The sequence below is a fragment of the Tannerella forsythia genome (genome assembly GCF_003860135.1).
In the GTDB taxonomy this organism is placed as follows: Bacteria; Bacteroidota; Bacteroidia; order Bacteroidales; family Tannerellaceae; genus Tannerella; species Tannerella forsythia_A.
In genome coordinates this window covers 1-18,213 of sequence record NZ_RQYN01000051.1, presented here as the reverse complement: position 1 = coordinate 18,213, position 18,213 = coordinate 1, and the positions used below count along the sequence as shown (strand labels likewise).

13 protein-coding genes and 2 pseudogenes are annotated in these 18,213 nt (G+C 39.5%); 11 read left to right on the top strand and 4 right to left on the bottom strand.

The features are described from left to right. Window positions 1-243 precede the first annotated feature (243 nt). Together EII41_RS11355 and EII41_RS11350 are read left to right on the top strand one after the other, a co-directional pair. Complete coding sequence (locus tag EII41_RS11355; protein WP_124790680.1) at window positions 244-939, top strand: DUF6261 family protein; 696 nt, start codon at window positions 244-246, stop codon at window positions 937-939. Window positions 940-1,574: 635 nt separating this feature from the next. After that, entirely contained in the window at window positions 1,575-2,150 is a 576-nt protein-coding gene (locus tag EII41_RS11350; RefSeq protein ID WP_124790679.1) for a DUF4827 domain-containing protein, read from the top strand. A gap of 4 nt (window positions 2,151-2,154) precedes the next feature. On the opposite strand, the gene EII41_RS11345 is transcribed toward EII41_RS11350, so the two are convergent. Genes EII41_RS11345 through EII41_RS11335 form a run of 3 tightly spaced genes read right to left on the bottom strand, consistent with a single transcriptional unit; the run spans window position 2,155 to window position 4,325 of the window. Then, window positions 2,155-3,198 carry a DHH family phosphoesterase gene (locus EII41_RS11345; protein WP_124790678.1) on the bottom strand — a complete coding sequence of 348 codons (1,044 nt, stop codon included), beginning with the start codon at window positions 3,196-3,198 and terminating at the stop codon, window positions 2,155-2,157. 42 nt (window positions 3,199-3,240) lie between these two features. Continuing rightward, window positions 3,241-3,774 (bottom strand): chromate transporter, encoded by a 534-nt coding sequence (locus EII41_RS11340; RefSeq protein ID WP_124790677.1) that lies wholly within the window; start codon window positions 3,772-3,774, stop codon window positions 3,241-3,243. Then, window positions 3,771-4,325 (bottom strand): chromate transporter, encoded by a 555-nt coding sequence (locus EII41_RS11335; RefSeq protein WP_124790676.1) that lies wholly within the window; start codon window positions 4,323-4,325, stop codon window positions 3,771-3,773. Before EII41_RS11335 ends, EII41_RS11340 begins: the two co-directional genes overlap by 4 nt. 123 nt (window positions 4,326-4,448) lie before the next feature. On the opposite strand from EII41_RS11335, the gene EII41_RS11330 reads away from it, so the two are divergent. Beyond that, on the top strand, window positions 4,449-7,037 hold the full coding sequence (locus EII41_RS11330; protein ID WP_124790681.1) for a DUF5686 and carboxypeptidase-like regulatory domain-containing protein: 2,589 nt from the start codon (window positions 4,449-4,451) through the stop codon (window positions 7,035-7,037). Between the two features lie 170 nt (window positions 7,038-7,207). Beyond that, a complete protein-coding gene (locus EII41_RS11325) occupies window positions 7,208-7,681 on the top strand; it encodes a GNAT family N-acetyltransferase (protein ID WP_124790675.1) in 474 nt (157 codons plus the stop codon). A 362-nt stretch (window positions 7,682-8,043) separates the two neighbouring features. On the opposite strand, the gene xerA is transcribed toward EII41_RS11325, so the two are convergent. Further along, complete coding sequence (gene xerA, locus EII41_RS11320) at window positions 8,044-8,886, bottom strand: site-specific tyrosine recombinase/integron integrase (protein ID WP_124790674.1); 843 nt, start codon at window positions 8,884-8,886, stop codon at window positions 8,044-8,046. Between the two features lie 226 nt (window positions 8,887-9,112). On the opposite strand from xerA, the gene EII41_RS11315 reads away from it, so the two are divergent. The 7 genes and pseudogenes from EII41_RS11315 to EII41_RS11290 form a co-directional block, all read left to right on the top strand. Beyond that, on the top strand, window positions 9,113-10,501 hold the full coding sequence (locus tag EII41_RS11315; protein ID WP_124790673.1) for an McrB family protein: 1,389 nt from the start codon (window positions 9,113-9,115) through the stop codon (window positions 10,499-10,501). Further along, window positions 10,498-11,871 carry a hypothetical protein gene (locus tag EII41_RS11310; protein WP_124790672.1) on the top strand — a complete coding sequence of 458 codons (1,374 nt, stop codon included), beginning with the start codon at window positions 10,498-10,500 and terminating at the stop codon, window positions 11,869-11,871. Before EII41_RS11315 ends, EII41_RS11310 begins: the two co-directional genes overlap by 4 nt. A gap of 292 nt (window positions 11,872-12,163) precedes the next feature. Further along, complete coding sequence (locus tag EII41_RS11305) at window positions 12,164-15,145, top strand: hypothetical protein (RefSeq protein WP_124790671.1); 2,982 nt, start codon at window positions 12,164-12,166, stop codon at window positions 15,143-15,145. Further along, the gene (locus tag EII41_RS11300) at window positions 15,124-16,566 is read left to right on the top strand and encodes a hypothetical protein (RefSeq protein ID WP_124790670.1); all 1,443 of its coding nucleotides are present in this window, start codon (window positions 15,124-15,126) and stop codon (window positions 16,564-16,566) included. The genes EII41_RS11305 and EII41_RS11300 overlap by 22 nt, the downstream gene beginning before the upstream one ends. After that, a pseudogene (locus tag EII41_RS14790) lies at window positions 16,535-16,669 on the top strand (hypothetical protein); the annotation flags it as partial. The gene EII41_RS11300 and the pseudogene EII41_RS14790, both read left to right, overlap by 32 nt. A gap of 150 nt (window positions 16,670-16,819) precedes the next feature. Further along, window positions 16,820-17,692: a hypothetical protein gene (locus EII41_RS11295; protein WP_124790669.1), complete on the top strand. Its 873-nt coding sequence runs from the start codon at window positions 16,820-16,822 to the stop codon at window positions 17,690-17,692. 387 nt (window positions 17,693-18,079) lie between these two features. Further along, a pseudogene (locus tag EII41_RS11290) lies at window positions 18,080-18,213 on the top strand (IS1595 family transposase); the annotation flags it as partial.

The following is an 18,213-nucleotide window of genomic DNA, read 5'->3' as shown; positions in this document are numbered from 1 at the left end:
ATTTATTACAATCAACTTGCGGGAGATAAATCTTCACGCAGATTTATTACAATCAACTTGCGGGAGATAAAAAAGATATTCAACTGATTAAATACAATTTATAACTCCCCCGAATGAATAGTTCTTAAAAAAGCGCATCGACGTCGCAAAAAAACGTAATTTATTTGCATTTTATTCGAAAAAAGCATATATTGCGGCCGAATCATTCAACAAATTGTTTTACTTGATTTAATAAGAAAAACTATGAAAATTACATTCCAAAAAATCAGTACAAAAAACTTGGCGACACTGGCCGAGCGAATCATCGCTTCGTCAAAGAACGGACAATACAAGGTGGTAGAAAACCATGAACTGCTACTCGCCGTAGAGAACGAGTACAAACCTTACGATGTGGTCTATTCCAAACTGACGTACAGCGGAAAAGGACCGGAAATAGCTGAAGCCGACGAGACGCGCGACAAGGCGTTCAGCAGCCTCAAACTCTTCCTTAAAAGCTACAAAGACCTACCTTCGATGCCCGACGTCATCGAAGCCCAAGCGTTGTATGACGTATTCGAACAATTCGGGCTCGATATAGACCGGATGAATTACGCCGAAGAATCGGCTCAAATGAAAAAGCTGATCGAAGCCCTCGAAAAACCCGAAAACCTCGCGCGGCTGACGACGCTCCGCCTCGATACCTCGTTCGGCAAACTCAAAGATGCCCAAGAACGGTTCGAAGCCTTGTACGCCATACAGGCCGAAGCCAACGCCGATTTGCGCACCCTGCCCTCGGCCTCAGCCATCCGACGACGCCTCGAACGCGCCTTGCGCGATTACATCGGCCTGCTCACCGCCATGCGAAACGTGCCGGGATGGGAAATGATCTACGCCGACATTCACGAATTAGTGAAAGCCGCCACCATCGCCTATAAGAACGACCCGAAAAAGAACACATAAAAAAGAAAAAGCCTTTATGGGAATATAATTGCTTTCCGCAGTACGCTCCGCTCCCGATACTCCATTAAGGAACGGGGCGTACTCATTATTTAGAAACGTTAAACGCTGATTATCCAAACGCCAATTAACAATTGACAATGAATATTACGTCAGGCTTTCAGCCCTCCAAACAAGGCTTGGGCATCAGCACCCCCACCCTCGCGGGATGGGGCTGAAATACATCGGGCTTTCAGCCCTTGTAAGCCGGGCGTTTGCTCGTTTAAATGTTTGTTAACCGAACAACTATTGAACCATTGACAATTCAAAGAAAGCCCCGAAGGGGCGCGTTAATTCAGCCCAATGCGTAGCGTTGGGAGAAAAAAAGCAATCCCCCCAAAGAGGGCTGTAAGCCTGATTTAAATTAATTGTTAATGGTTAATGAACAATGGTTATGCATGGTACACGCCGAATCATATACCCGAAAATAACCATTAACAATTAACTTTTCGTTCTTCGTTTTTCACTTTCCCATAACCATGAACAGCTGACAATTAAAAAACTTTTCTTCTTCCGTGGCGTGCACGTTAAAATATGAATATTCAACCGAAAACTACGGGATATTCCCTACATTTGCATCCAATTTTCAGAAAAAAAGGATGAAAACGAAGATTTTTATGGCAATGCTTCTTCTGGCCTCGGTTTGTCTTTCGTCGTGCGACAAGGACAGGATTTCGTATCCGAAGATGAAGAAGGAACAGAAAAAAGCAATCGAACAATTTATCAGCAGTCAGGGGATTGAGGTGCTGCGCAAATATCCGGCCAACGGCGTATTCGGCGAAAAACAGTTTTATCTCACCGACGAAGGCGTATATATCCATGTCGTCGATTCGGGAAACGGCCAGCGCGCGCAATTCCGGAAAACCGAGGTACTCATGCGATTCAGCGGCCGGAATTTCTTCAAAAAAGACACGACGAGCTTCAACTTTTTTGACAACAAATCCGTGCCGTTCGAGTTTACGTACGGACGTGCCGATATGGTTCTGCATCAACACAAAACAAACAGACAGAGCGCATACTATTACTATTTCAGTACAAGTCTCGAAGTGGCGCTGAGATACGTCGGCGATCGTTCCACCGTCAGAATGATTATTCCGTTCGAGGTGGGAAGCGAGGACCAGCTAAACAGAGGTATTCCGCTCTATTACGAAAAAATAACGTTCCGTTTTTATTGATCCCTTATCGGGGGCTGTCGGCAAAGACCGCCGGATTCAATTCCGCCAATCCGCGTTCGAACGTCCGGACAGCCTCCTCGAGCGTACCGTAATATTCGCCGCCCGAAGCGTTTTTGTGTCCGCCGCCGCCGAAGTAGTTTGCGGCAAAGCGATTGCACGGAAAATCACCGACCGAGCGTAACGAAATCTTGATCTGTTCGCCGTCTTCGCGGATAAATACCGAAAATTCGATTCCGTCGATGCTTAACGGCATATTCACGAACCCTTCCGTATCGCCCGTAACGTACGCATAGCGCTTCAGTTCCTCCAACGACAACGTGATCAGCGCCGTTCTCAACTCCGGATACACTTTCATTTTCTCGTTCATCGTATAGCCCATCAGGCGCATCCGCGATTCGGAATAAACCTGATACACCCTGCGGTAAATTTCGTCCTTGTCAATCCCTTTTTTGATCAGTTCGCTGACCACGGCATAAATATCCGCCCGGTTCGAGTTGTACGTAAAAGCCCCCGTATCGGTCATCATGCCCGTATAGAGGCATTCGGCCGCCTCCTTATTGATATCGTCGTACGATTTGATGGCGCAAAGCAGGCGAAACACAAGCTCGCTCGTCGACGACATGATCGGATACGAAATCACCAGACGGCAAAAATCGCCCGGATTCGGATGATGGTCAATCATCACCTTACGTCCCTCGGCCGCTTCGATAAAAGGTGCCAGCTTGCCGGCACGCTTCGGCTCGTTGTAATCCATATTGAACAACACATCCGCTTCGCGTATCAATTGCTGAGCGTATTCCGGATAACGTTCGTAAACAAGAATATCGTCCGTGCCCGGCATCCACTTGAGAAAGTCGGGAAACTCGTTCGGCACAATCACACTGACCCGCTCTTTCCCGATTTCCGTCAGAAAGTGATACATCCCCAGCGATGCACCGATGGCATCGCCGTCGGGCGAAACATGAGCCATCAACACAAACCGTTCCGCTTTGTCGATATAATTTCGGAAGCGTTGCACTTGAACTTCATCCAGCATTTTCGTAAGCATAATCTTTTCTTTTTTAGTACCGCCAAAGATACAATAAATTTGTTAAAACACAAGGTAGCCCGTCAGCCCCGCTATTATAATCAGCCGGATGATACCCATTTTGAAGAAATAAGCGAGTACAAACGTAGCCAACGCGATCAGCACGCTGCGATAGTCTACGAAATTATGTTCGTTCATCATCAGCAGTGCCGCGGCGGCAATCAACCCGATGGCTGCCGGTTTCATCCACAGCAATGCTCCGTTTACATAGGGGTTGTTTTTGAACATCATAAAGAAACGACTGATAAGCACCATGATCAGGATGGCCGGCAAACAGACGGCCGACGTGGCGATCAACGATCCGACGATGCTGCCCCCCGTCGCCGTATAACCGATGTACGTAGCGCTGTTGATGATGATCGGGCCGGGCGTCATCTGCGAGATGGCAACGATGTCGGTAAATTCGCCCATCGTGAGCCATTCGTGCGCCTCCACCACTTCATACTGCACCATCGACAGCATGGCGTACCCTCCACCGAAACCGAACAGCCCGATTTTAAAAAACGTGAAAAACAATTCGAAATAAATATCGATCATGATTCGGCAATGAACGTATGATAGACCACCCCGAGGATTCCCGAAACAGCCATGACCCAGATCGGCGAAACAGAGAACCACCAAACCGCAACGGCCGAGAGCAGCGCCAGCGTAACAATCCCCCACTTCAAACCGCTTTTCTTAAGCATATTCACCACCGGAACGGCAATCAAAGCGACGACCGCCGGACGGATCCCGCAAAAGACACGCTCAACCGCGGGGTTTGTACGGATGTCGGCAAAAAAGAAAGCGATCAGTAAAATGGTGACAAACGAAGGGATAGCCGTTCCCAAAACGGTAGCAATCAGTCCGCCATAGCCTTTCGTCTTGTACCCCACAAAAACAGCCGCGTTGATGGAAATCGGTCCGGGCGACGACTGCGCTAACGTCAGCATCTCGGTAAACTCCTCCTGCCCGATCCACCGGCGACGTTCGACCACCTCTTTCTCGATGAGCGGAATCATCACATACCCTCCGCCAATCGTGAATGCCCCGATCTTAAAAAACGAACTGAACAGTGCCCAGTAATGTTTTATTTCCGTTTGAATCATGTGCGAAAGTAAACATAATTAAGGTATAATCATGCAAATTTTACACATTAAAAAAACGATATCCCGGAAAAATATCTACCTTTGCGCCTCAAAATCCAAAAAATAAACGGATTAAAGATAATGATGAAGAAAACGATACGATATATATTTTTCCTTGTATTTACCATATCGGGAGTTGGGCTGAATGTGATGCATGCCCAGCAGATCACCTCTGTTTCGGGAGTTGTGCGCGACTCGATTACGGGCGAAACGTTGCCTTACGTCTCGATGCTCTTCGAAGGTTCTTCGATCGGGGGCATCAGCGATCTCGACGGAAACTTCAATCTGCAAAACAATCAGGGATTGACCACCCTGTCCATCTCATACGTAGGCTACACGACGAAAGTCCTCCGAGTAAAAGCCGGACAGAAGAACGAAGGACTCGAAGTGTTGCTCGCCCCCTCGACGATTCAGATTTCCGAAATCGTTGTCAAGCCTAAGCGCGAGAAGTATAGCCGGAAGAATAACCCCGCCGTCGAGTTGATGAAAAAGGTGGTTGCGCGTAAGGACAGCAACCGCATCACGCAACTGGACGAATATCACACGGAATGTTATGAAAAGATGACCTTGTCGTTAGATAAGTTCGACGCGGATTTCGAGAAGAATAAACTAATGAAAAAGTTTAAGTTCATCAAGAATTACCTCGACTCGTCCGAGATCGACGGCAAACCGATTCTGACGCTCTCACTGCGCGAAAAAATCTCCGACATCTATTACCGGAAAAGTCCGAAGACGGAAAAGATTATCGTCAAGGCGCAACGGCAGCAGGGCGTAGACCAGACACTCGACGAATACGGTACGATCTCGGCCAATCTCGAAGAAATCCTCAAAGGCATCGATGTCTTCGACAATAATATCCCGTTTCTCCTCAACCGCTTTGTCAGTCCGCTCTCGTCCACACTGGCCAATGCCTACTATCAGTATTATATTATGGATACGCTCGATGTGGGAGGCGAACAGTGCGTCGATCTGGCTTTCGTACCGGTCAATCCGCAGAGCTACGGGTTTACGGGACGACTTTATATTACGCTCGACGGTACGTATGCTGTCAAAAAAGTACGTCTGAACGTGCCCCGTCATATCAACCTGAATTACGTCAAAGATTTGCGTATCGATCAGGAATTTAAACGGCGTGAAGACGGGTTGTGGGAGCTGGATAAGGATAACACGTATGTCGTTTTCTATTTTATCGACGGCGGACAGCAGATTTACGCGCATCAGCTTCGCAGTTATTCCGATTATCATTCGCCCGTCATGAACGGTGACTCGATCTTCGGACTGCTGGGGAAAGTACATACGCCATTGGCCAGACATCTGGCACGCCCCGACTCGTTTTGGGTGAATAACCGTCATGTCCCGCTGAAAGAGAAAGAGAATGCCATCGAACATCTGCTCGATCAGTTAAGAGAAGTACCCGTATTCAACGTTTTTCTTAAAACGGTCGAAATCCTGATCTCAGGCTATATCCCGATCAACAACGAACATACGAAGAATAAACTCGACTTCGGCCCGATGAATACGACGTTCAGCTCGAACGTGGTTGAAGGCTTCCGCATTCGTGCCGGAGCGATGACGACGGCTAACCTTCATCCGCATCTGTTCTTCGGAGGATACGCGGCCTATGGTATGAACGACCGTAGATGGAAATACAGCGGACAAGTGACGTACAGCTTCAACGAAAAAGAATATCACGAAAAGGAATCGCCCGTCAACAACCTGTCTTTCCTGCACGAATACGATTTGTACACACCGGGACAGGATTTTCTCTTCACGAGTAAGGATAATGTCTTCGTAGCATGGAAGGTTGGTAAATCGAATCATCACATGAACTACCTGCGCAAAACGCGCCTCCAATACGAAAAAGAATGGCTCAACGGATTGAGCATCAAAACATGGATGCAACACCAAAATAACGAAGCGACAGGAACGCTGCGGTATATTCTTCATAAAGATGACGACATCTACCTTCGTCTGAGAGACATCACCACCGTAGAATGGGGCGCTCAGTTGCGCTTTGCTCCGGGCGAACGGGCGTACAACAGTCGTCTGGGAAAAAGCTCGGCGTTAAATCTGTCGAAAGATGCTCCGGTCTTCAAACTCTCGCACCAAATCGGGTTCAATGGCTTGCTCGGAGGAGAATACCGCTACAACCGGACGGAAGTAAGTGTGAGCAAACGTATCTGGCTGTCATCGTTCGGACATATCGATGCTAACCTGAAAGGCGGAAAAGTATGGGACGAAGTGCCGTTCCCGCTGCTCATCATGCCGAATACGAACCAAGCGATCACCATTCAGCCCGAAGCTTTCCATCTGATGAATCCCATGGAGTTTCTGGCCGATCAGTACGTCTCGTTCGAGGCTTCTTACCATCTGAAAGGATGGATTCTGAACCGCATACCGCTTATCAACCTCTTGCAACTGCGTGAGGTAGCTTCGATCAGTGGCGTATGGGGTAGCCTGAGCGACAAGAACAATCCGGACAAACGCTACGGACTGTTCGTCTTCCCCGAAGGCTCGCAGGCATTCGGAAACAAGCCGTATCTGGAGTTCAGCGTAGGAGTAGAAAATATTTTGCGCGTCCTGCAAATCAATTACTACCGTCGACTGAGCTACCTCGATCATCCCGATATTCAGAAGCACGGGATCCGCATCGCCATGCGCTTCTCATTCTGATAGGTTGCAGTATTCTTGCGGTAATATTTGGGTGTATTTCGTGCAAAAAAAGCATGAAGATAGCGAATAAATACAGACGGATTGCCGAAAACAATCAACTTGTGAGTGTCACTCACAAGTTCAAAACTATTCCTTGCTGATGGAGTTTATCAAGATAAAAACGATACGCTATGAAATACAGAATCAGAAAAATTGAAGAGAGCGAACAGGACTTGTTGGAAGATTTCCTTTATGAAGCGATTTTCATCCCCGAAGGGGTAACGCCGCCCGACAGGTCGATTATCGAGCATCCCGACCTGCAGCTCTATATTCGCAACTTCGGCGCGTACGACCACGACCACGCGCTGCTTGCCGAAGTAAACGGAACGGTCGTGGGTGCCGTATGGGTGCGTATGATGAACGATTACGGCCATGTCGACGACCAGACTCCCTCCCTCTCCATATCGCTTTATCCGGAATACAGAAACCGAGGAATCGGAACGGCGATGATGCAGGAAATGCTTCGCTACCTCAAAGAAAAAGGCTACACGCACACCTCTCTTTCCGTTCAGAAAGCAAATTATGCGGCAAGGTGGTACCAACAATTGGGTTTCACCGTCGTAAAAGAAAACAGCGAAGATTATGTCATGATAAAGCAATTGTAAGTGCAATTGCTTAGAGGCAAGCAGCACCAGCAGGCGGTTTCGGAACCGCTTCTTGCGGCCCCTCTCGGTTGAAAATAATGGGTCTGTGTTGCTGCAAGCCGTACAGAAAATTCGCCCAAAATACCCATTTGTTCGGACATGTTTACGTAAGTTATGGCATAGAAAAATCGAAATACACAACATTTGTCAATACCTCTCTTGTGAGAAAAAATAAAATGGTGGCTAAACCGTTTTTGCTGGAAATATGAAATACGCAAAGTTCCCAACCGTTAACAAGCAAACTTGTCTAAGCAAAACCTCCTCTTTCAACCTCACCGTTGCGAGAAGATAATTCTATGTGTATAAACTTAAATGCCTGATAGTCATAAAAACTCCAAAGGACTTTTAATTTTTGATTTGGAAATATCGGTTATATGCGTGTAAATCTCTGTCGTTTTGACGGATGAATGCCCCAATAATTGCTGAATGTACCTGATATCAGTGCCGTTTTCAAGTAAATGGGTGGCAAAACTGTGTCGCAATATATGCGGCGTTACCTGTTTTTTGATTCCGGCTCTCACAGCTGCATCTTTCACCACATTTTGCACGCTTTTTTCGGAATACAGTCCACCTCCTTGTCCCTCTATCAGATAATCTTTGGGTTTATATTTAAAGAAATACACCCTCAAATCTTGTAATAATTGATAAGAAAGCATAACAACCCTGCCTTTGTTTCCTTTTGAATTTCTAATATGAACAACCATATTGCCGGAATCTATATCTGTAATTCTCTGGTTTAATAACTCACTCAAACGTAACCCACACCCATACAGAAGTTTAATAATACACTTGTGCTTTTGATTGGTTGTTGAATCAATCATTCTCTTCACTTCATTCATACTTAAGTATTTCGGCAATGCATGTGTTTTGCGGGAAGGGTACAGATGTTTCAGATTCAGATTCACACCAACCACCAATTGGTAAAACTTATCTATTGATGCTACTATCATCCTTTGGTATGAATGGCTCACGGAATGTTTATCAATTTTCCAAAATACATACTTTTCTATTTCAGCTACACCAAACTCATCCGGATTGTCGAATTTTTTTTCGGCAATTTGCAGAAAGTTTTTTACTGCACTTTTGTAGTTGAGAATAGAGTTTTTACTATATCTTTGAAGTATCAACTTCCTTTCATAATCGGCTAATAACGTTTCAATTTGCATAGTGTTTTGTTTTTTGCAAATATAGCAAAACATTCGTAAATACAAATATTTTTTTAGTCAGATCTTCCGATTTATTAAATTGATTTATTGACATATATCCCGTCTTTGAAGAATTAGACATAAAATAATATACGAATGTTATAAGTTTAACATATACGAATGTTGTATATTTGTTACGTAAATAATACGTTACCGGGCATTGTAAAACGACATTCAAACAAGAAATATGAGCATAGAAAATATTAGACAATTCATAAAAGAAAAAGCAGAACAATTCGGTGCCAAAACAGACAACGAATTCAACAAGCCTTATGTTGAACGAAACAACACCGGACAAGAAGCACTCAAAGACAACGGAGCTTATTTTGGCTTTATACATCCAGAGGAAGAAGCGTCTGGACCCTTTCACGATTTTTCCTTAACGATTTTTCCAAACGACCAAAACAAACCTTGGTTAGTGTGTCTTGGAATTGGTTCTAGTGGTTTCAAGAATGACTACGAACTTGCAACCTATCCTGGACTTAGAAGATTATTTTCAAAGCTGACTGACGAAAGAGGATTTTGCAAATCTGACTTTTCAGATATCGAAACTAGTCTACCAAAATCAATCACTGGTAGCCTAGACTTACAGCACATAAAAAACACGATTAAAACTTACACCAAAGTTTTACCGACCTGCCAAATAGTTGACGACCCAGAAAGCGAAATAGGAAAACAGATTATTGCAGCCTTTGTAGCTGGTTATGCTAAACTTAGAGATTGGCCTTCCAACAAAGACCATAGAAAAGCAGTCTCAGAGGCCTTAGAACCATTTTTAAAAACAGATACAATTGATGAATCAGAAGAGGTGAAGAATCTTTTAAACGAAAGAAAGTATATCGTTCTTCAAGGACCTCCCGGAACTGGCAAAACAAGAACTGCAAAAAGTGTTGCAGAAAAAATAGGAGCTAAAACATTCTTCACTCAATTTCACGCGGAGACAAGTTTCTCTGATTTTATTTTTGGTATTCGACCAGACACAGCCAACGAAGAACTGAGATACAAAGAAAATCTCGGTAGTTTTTCAGAGGCATTAAAATATGCTCTTGACCACAAAAGCGAAAAAGTAATCCTAATCATTGATGAAATAAACAGGGCTAATCTCTCAAATGTATTGGGGCCTATCTTTTACCTTTTCGAACATAAAATGGATGTCTCGAATGTTGAGATTGAAATTGCACCCAATTTCAAAGTGAACAAATTACCTGACAACTTTTCTGTAATTGCCACAATGAACACTGCCGACAGAAGCTTGGCCGTTGTAGATTTTGCACTAAGAAGACGTTTTGCCTGGTACACACTCAAGCCCAAAGCGATTAAATCAAAACAGTTTTTTATTGAAGACTTTAGTAGAATTCAAGAAATATTTGACTGGTATGCCTCAAGCACTGAACTAACCTTGCAACCTGGACAAGGCTACTTCATCGCTAACTCTGAAGACGAAATGAAAAATCGTATTCGTTATGAAATATTCCCTTTGATTAAAGAATATTTACAAGAAGGTCTTTTGCGAAATGCTAAAGAAGAGTTTAATAACTATTTCTCGACCAGAATAAACCTATCTCTTTTCGAATGACAAAGCCATTAGATGTTTTTTGCGAAATTCCTTGCCTAACTGAACAATCAAAACAGTTAGGTGGAGTTGCTTTGCAAAAAAAGTGGTTCAAGTCAGCAGATAAAAGGATTATTGGGCAATATCTTCAGAAATTTATTGACTATAACTCTGAGCAATTTAAATTCCTAGGTGTTCAACCATATATAATTGGCTCCGACCAAAGTACAGCACTAACATTCCGTTCATCTGGTTTCATTGGTTCAATTCCATTGAGAGCTTCTGACACTGGAAAGCAAATCGGTGATTTCGTTGTTATGCCTCGGTTTACCGGGCGTGACAGATTTGAAGACTATATTGAAATTCTTAATCTGCTTGGAACTGAAATTAGCCCAGAGGTAATTGGTAGCTTACCATTGGCATCAGGTAAGAATTTCAGACCGCCATTGTATTTGGAGGCTGTGAAATTTATAGCAGCTCTTGAAAAATTGACAATGAGACCGTGGAGAAAGTTTGACAATATTGAAAAAGTATCAAACCAGCCTACTGGTCAAATAAATTGGACAAAATATATAAACAAAGAATTCAAAGTAGAAAATAGATTAAAATTTCCGGCAAGAACAAATGTGTTGAGTGAGTTTCATTCTGAATATTCGGAAATTAGATATGTCTTTGACATTTGTAAAAGTGAACTACTTTCAGCCAATACACCCCAGAGAATTAAGAACACTTTGCGAACAAAATTAAGTTTCCTCGAAGAACGTTTATATCATCATAAACCAAAAGCAACCAATAAGGTCACAATCCGATTTTCCGATAGTCCAACCGTGAAAGCCTGCAAGGAACAAGCCAATAAGATTTTAAACTTTAACCTTATAGACAGTACCGCGTGGCGGGTAGACTTTTCAGATGTATTCGAGAAATTTATTCAACATATTTTCAAAGAAGCTGCAAAAGAGACTGGTGGACGGCTTTATTCAAACTTTAAGTTTCATTCTAGGACATCGAAGCATTACTCCTGGGAACTCAAACACATCGAGCCGGACGCAATTTTTCAAAAAGAAAATGTTTTGGTTTTTATTGATGCCAAATACAAATCTAATTTATATAACAAGTTTGACCAAAGTGAAGTTCTGAAAGAAGACCACAGACACGACTTACACCAAATAATGGCTTACTCATCATTCAGTAAGACAGATTTTAAATTTGGTTTCTTGTGTTATCCATCTGACCGAATCGAAATAAAAAGCATTCAGTATAAAAACGGCATCAATGAAGTGACAAATACAATATTTATCTTAGGCGTCCCATTAAAAAAAGACAGTATTAACGAGACAAAACGACTATTGACAAATGAACTTAACGAAATTGAAAGAAGAACAACGACCCGGTAACACGCGGTATAGTTAATTGCCGGTGCAGTGGGTATTCGAGCGGCACAGCTCGTATCAAAAGTAGTTGTAACTTGACAGGAAAGTGCTTCGAAATCGGCAACTAACCATACCGCCAACCGTTATGGGCAAGCATAAAAAACGACACGACCGTCAGATAACGAACAGAAAAATGAAAGACAAAATGCCAACGCTTCAGCAAAATCAAAAGAGTTGCATCTCTACGCTCAAAGCCAATTCAATGCAGCACATTTGCTTTTGCCTCAACGCACACGACAATAAATAGACTTTGATAATGCTTGAAATATTAAATAATAGAACAGTACATACCCACGAAAATGAACAGTTTCGTAGGATTGTTGATATTATTGAAACAACTTTTGATAAGTTAGGTTATAATGGTTTATTGATTGGAAATCCATTCAATGAATCATATTCTCGTTTTCGAGCAGATGCCATTTTATACTACAATAATGGACTTATATTGATTGATTTCAAAGATTACAAAGGAATAATCAAATTACCTCCAAATGAAAATGAATTTCATTCAACAAAGTGGCATAATGAAAGTCCAAAGGACAGAAGTAGATTAGAAATAAAGGCAGGTGCGAGCTTTATTAATCCTTTTAGACAATTGGTTTTTTATCGCAATGCTTTTAGAGAATTAGTTGAGAAAAACAAATATTTAGACGGAATAAACCCAGCAAGAGTCTGTATCGCAAATATATTTTCTGGACCAATTGAAATTCATAATGAAGTTCCAAGAAATTTACCCTATTACAAACTTACTCAAGAATCAGATTTAGGTAATTTTCTTTACGACTTTGCAAGTGAAAACTCGTACACAGAAGAAATTGCAAAAGTTTTAAAAAGCATTTTTCCTGCCGAAAAATGGATTAAAAACATTGAAATTCCTATCAATGAACAAATCATTGAAAAGCAGATAACTGAAATTGACATTGAAGTTGAAAAAAATATTGTTGATTTTCTCAAGGAAGAAAATGGTGGAATTCTTGTTTTAGAATCTATGAATGCTGAAGATAGAGATTCTTGGTTGCGATTTATTACAAACGAAGCAGTGAATCACAATATTCCCCAAATTGAAAAATGGTCACATTCAGCAAGAATTAGTAAGAAAATACAAAGACGGAGCAATATAGAAACAGAAGGAATTTACAGTGTTATTTATGGCGGTTCTGATATTGAAGGACAAAATGAAGATTCGGACAAAGAGGAACAAGAAGAAGAGTTGCTGGAAGTTATTCCTTTAAAATCAAGCAAAGATATTGACGAAAAAGCATTGGTTATTATTACCGAAGCTCATTTAGTAAGTCGCAGTTTAAGTCAATCTGAATTATTGCGTTTTGGTTCTGGTCGTTTACTTGAAGATATTATTAAATTTCTTAATCCTGAAAGCAATCGAAAAATTGTATTTATAGGCGACCCTTATTCTTTAACATTTGGAAAAGATGAAGATTCCGCATTAAATTTGAAAACCTTGTCGGAATTATACGATAAAGATAGAATTAAATACTTCCGTAAACAAATAGACAACAAATATTCAGATGGAAAAGAAAAATTACGAACTGATTTAGCAACAAGCATTGAAAAATCGCTTTTCAATATTTTGAATTATAGTTTTGATGAAACTACTTTAATTGACTTACAAGACGATAACCAAAGAATTCAAAATTTACAATTGTGGTTTTCTAAGGCGTTTTCTAATGAACCTGATAATGCAGTTTTATTCTATTCGAAAAAGGATTGCTTGAAAACTAACAAGTGGATTAAAAAACAATGTTTGAGAAATGGAGAAAGTTTGGGAATAGGTGATTTACTAATCGTAAATAACAATATTTCTATTCCAGATGATAGTGGGTTCCAAATTCCAAGAAGAATTGTAAACGGAATGTTTTTAACCGTGCTTGTTATTAAAGAATCTCAGCAGGAACCAATTAAAATTCGTCAATCAGAAAAACCTATAATCTTATCTTTTACCAAAATAAAGGTAAAATGTTTGAGTTTGGTAGGTTCACCGGAAACTGACATATGGATTTTGGACAATTATTTTAATGGTGAAGATAATTTAACAAAAGAAGAGCAAATTGCTTTCAGAGTTTTTATAAATGCAAAAATTAACGATGAAAAACAAAAGAAAAAATTTGAAAACAGCCAGGAGTATAAGCAATTACTAGAGGATAACCAATATTTCTTGCTTTCAAATGAAGAAAAAGAAGCCATAAAAACACTCATCAAGAACTACAATTTACCAAAAGAAAAGAAAGAGAAAGTTGAAACGAGTAGAAATTCCAGAAGTTTGCTCTCTAACTACTACAAGAAATATTCAAAGAAACTATTTTTTCAAATCAAGGATTCTGACCCATTTGTAAATGCTGTTTTTGTTAAATACGGTTGGGCAATAACTGTTCATAAAGCAATCGGTTCGAATTATAACGAAATAATTATAAAAGGACACCGTAAAGAAAATGATGGTATCACAAATGATAGTTACTTCCGTTGGTTGTATAGTGGAATCACAACAGGTAAAATTGTCAATATTACCTCGCCTCAAAAAATAAATCCTTTTATGGATTGTGTATTCGAAGACATTTCTGCAAGTGGCGTTTCCATAAAATCAAAACAATTCCTCATTTTTGAAAATTACGAAGTTGAAACAAAATATGCAAATAAGGTTCAATCAATTGAAAACCAAAATGTAATAGGTACTATTTGTGAAATTTCAAAATTATTGGAACAAAATGGATATTTACTTGAAAGTTCAAAAAAGTATTCTGAATACTTGACAAAAGCACTTTACTCTATCCCTCAATGTAAAAATAAACAATTGATTCTAAATATAGACAACAAAGGCTCAAAAGATAATTTTGCTGTTAGCAATATGCGTATTGAAAACCTCAATGGTGCAGATGAAATAATTATAAAATCGTGCATTGAAGGTTGTTTTGAGCAAAAACAAACCATTACTTCATCAGATAACAACCCTGAATTACCAAGAGATTTTCGAGAAGAAATTTATTCTGCCTGGATAGAAAGTTGCAATAATGAAAGCATTAGCCTTAAAATAATACAAAGCCATAAAAATCAAGATGTTTTTCGTGCAACTTCTGAAAAAGACGATTTGACTTTTAGAGTTTGGTACGGCACAAGTGAAAACAATCACACAAAAGGATTTTTTTCAAAAATCGAAATTTTGGAGAAATCTTCTGATATACTAGTGGCAATAATCAAAAAAATATGTCTTGGAATAACAGAGTAAATAGTAATTATAGAGAAGAACGTCCTTCCGCACCAATATATGCTTTGAGAAAAGAAGGAAAACTCGAAGATGCTTATCAGTTGGTTCTAAGTCTTTATCAGCAAGATTTTGCTGATGATGACATAAATAAAGCATTTTCTTGGGTATTGATAGATTTATGTAAAAAGTTTATTTCAGAACAAAATCTTAGTAAGGCACAAACTTATTTCAATCAATTGTCAAGTATTCAATTTGAATACGAAGATGAGTTTGTTGAAACCATTAAAAAGCAGATTCATTTTCTCAAATCCAAAATTGACAAGAACTATGCTCAAATACAACAAGCCGAAGAACTAAGTAAAAACGGAAAAAATCAGGAAGCATTAACAATTTTCAAAAATCTAATTTCTCAAAACAAACTTACAGAATTACATCACGAATCCTACGGTTGGGTAATTTACAGACACATAAAAGCTGAAGAAAGCAATCTATCATCTGTTGAAGTGAGAACATTTTTGAGAGATTATATGAACTTAAAGAATGAAAGACCGTCAATGCTTCATTCTATGATTTTAAATTTTGCCCTAAAATATTCTAAAACTCACAGCGATTTTAAGTTTTACAATTTCTTCGTTTTATGGAATCCCGACAATCTTCGATACGAGGATTTGCACGATGGATATAAAGATGGAAAAAATATTCCTTCGCTTATTTCACGCATTTGTAGAGAGTTTGTAAATTCAAACACCGAAATAAACATTGAAGAATTTTTAAGTAAAATTGACCTAAGCAAAGAAATCGTTTTAGACTTTTTCAGAGAAATCATTTTTTGGAATATTTTCAATGCTCACAAGGAAAATAAATTTTCCGAATTGTGGAATTTGTTTGAGAAATATAATAACAATTATTCCAAACACGGACAATCAAAATGGCATTCTGAAATTTTAAATCTTGCTGAAAGGTTTATGGAAGAAAATGACGAATGGCGTTTTCTAAATTTTTTCAAAAATTGGAATCCAGAAAATTTAAGAACTGAAGATTGGAAAGAAACAAAAAAAGACGAACACACTTACAAACCATTAGCAACAAAAGCAATTAAAAAGGCTTTTGAAGTTCTGAAAACTCAAACATCTGAACAGAATTTATCTTGGCTAATACAGCCTTATGAAAAAGCTATCAAATTATTTCCCGATGATGAATGGTTACTGAGAGAAAAAGCCTTATTACACTTCAAAAACAACGAATTAGAATTAGCTATCAAAATCTATAAACACCTTGTTTTGGAACTTGCAGACAAACATTACGTTTGGCATGAGTTTTCAGACTGTATTATTTCTGATAATTCTTTAAAAATTGGAATGTTGTCAAAAGCATTGAGTTTAGAAAAAAAACGAAGATTTTCTAGGAGACATTCATTTAGATTTAGCAAAAGCATTAATTGATGAAAATCTATTAGAAAATGCACTTATTGAACTTGAAGCATACAAGAAACATCGGGAGATAAAAGGTTGGAAACTTTCTTCAATTTTTGATGAATTACAACAAAAGGCAAGTCCAGTTAAACAAAATTTAAAAGATAATTGGAAACTATACAAAAAATATATTCCTTTTGCTGAAAACTTTGCTTATGCTGATTTTAATTGGAAGGAAGTTGTTTTAGCGGATAAATGGAAGGACAATAAAGGAAAAGAACGTTTGACTTTTACTGACGGTAAAACAATAGAATTTGCAATCGGGAAAAATCGTTTTGAAGTTTTAAGACAATCGGAATTAGGACAAATTTTTAAATTTAAACTTCACAAACAAGAAATAAAAAAAGAAGTTGAAGCAAAATTCGCTCGGTATGGAAAAACTGTTGTTACAGAATACAAGTATATTCCACTTATTGTGGAAAAATCAGAAAAAAAACATTGGGAGATTTTGGAAGATACTTTTGCTATTGTTGATTACATCAACAAAGAAAAAAACATCATTCACGCAATTACAACAGAGAACAAAGAAGTCTTTTTTCCTCAAATCAAAAGTGAACTACAGATTGGAGATTTTCTAAGAGCAAAGAGTTACACAAAAAAAGTAAAAGACGAAGACCGAACAGAATTGCGGCAAATTCAGAAAATTGACAAAAATTCTGTTATATCAAAATTCCAAACTCAAATTGCTATCGTTGACGGAGTAAACGAACAAAAACAATTATTTCACTTTGTAATTTCTTCCAAGTTACAAGGAATTGTAAAATTCACAGAAACTAACCTACGACCAAACGAAGGCGACTTTATCAAACTTTCATTCGCTACAAAAACAGACAAAGACAAAAAACTACGAGTGAAAATCTTATCGATTGAGTTGACAGAAGAAACAAATCCAAACTTACGAAAAGACATTACAGGAATTATGGAAATGAAATATAAAAATTATGATGAGGATCGTCCTGACTTTGCATTTATTGGAGATTACTACGTTCCAAAATATCTTTTAGAGAAACACAACATAACTGATGATTGCAGAGTAAATGCAAGAGCAATTTATGCAGGCGACAAATGGAAAGTAACAGAAATTGAAAAAATATAATTCCTACGCTTTTGGTGGCACATTTGCATTTTTTCCAACACTCAAAGCCAAACGAAAAATGCAAAAGAGCCACCAAGCCACCGCACGGCAAAAACAGACACTAAATGACTGATAGACAAAATAAAATAAAAGAAGGGCAGCACACAACATCGTATACAAAACATTTGGAAATCAGTGAGTTATCGAGCGTTTTAGCCCGTATCAAAAGTACTTGTAACTGATAGGGCAGAGCTTCGAAATGCCAAACGTTTCATATACGTAACCGTTGGGTGCAAGCTAAGAAAAACAGCGTACCTCACGATAACAGAAAAGTGCCGAAGGTGTTTTCCTGATATTGTAACCGAATTGAAATAAAAGTAGTAATTTTGCAGTTCATAAGAAATAAATAAACTGGACGAAAGTTATTTTTCCACAGAGCCCCCGAAGCAGAAAAAGATAAGCCCTTAAAACGGGGACGTGGCAGCCAAAGAAAAAGCAAAGTGCTGGTTATGGCGGAAAGTGAAATGGTTGCATCGCCCGCA

Bases quoted from the DNA above. Each gene is read 5' to 3' on its own strand.
- EII41_RS11355 (WP_124790680.1), top strand. From the start codon at position 244: ATGAAAATTACATTCCAAAAAATCAGTACAAAAAACTTGGCGACACTG.
- EII41_RS11350 (WP_124790679.1), top strand. From the start codon at position 1,575: ATGAAAACGAAGATTTTTATGGCAATGCTTCTTCTGGCCTCGGTTTGT.
- EII41_RS11345 (WP_124790678.1), bottom strand. From the start codon at position 3,198: ATGCTTACGAAAATGCTGGATGAAGTTCAAGTGCAACGCTTCCGAAAT.
- EII41_RS11340 (WP_124790677.1), bottom strand. From the start codon at position 3,774: ATGATCGATATTTATTTCGAATTGTTTTTCACGTTTTTTAAAATCGGG.
- EII41_RS11335 (WP_124790676.1), bottom strand. From the start codon at position 4,325: ATGATTCAAACGGAAATAAAACATTACTGGGCACTGTTCAGTTCGTTT.
- EII41_RS11330 (WP_124790681.1), top strand. From the start codon at position 4,449: ATGAAGAAAACGATACGATATATATTTTTCCTTGTATTTACCATATCG.
- EII41_RS11325 (WP_124790675.1), top strand. From the start codon at position 7,208: ATGAAATACAGAATCAGAAAAATTGAAGAGAGCGAACAGGACTTGTTG.
- xerA (WP_124790674.1), bottom strand. From the start codon at position 8,886: ATGCAAATTGAAACGTTATTAGCCGATTATGAAAGGAAGTTGATACTT.
- EII41_RS11315 (WP_124790673.1), top strand. From the start codon at position 9,113: ATGAGCATAGAAAATATTAGACAATTCATAAAAGAAAAAGCAGAACAA.
- EII41_RS11310 (WP_124790672.1), top strand. From the start codon at position 10,498: ATGACAAAGCCATTAGATGTTTTTTGCGAAATTCCTTGCCTAACTGAA.
- EII41_RS11305 (WP_124790671.1), top strand. From the start codon at position 12,164: ATGCTTGAAATATTAAATAATAGAACAGTACATACCCACGAAAATGAA.
- EII41_RS11300 (WP_124790670.1), top strand. From the start codon at position 15,124: ATGTCTTGGAATAACAGAGTAAATAGTAATTATAGAGAAGAACGTCCT.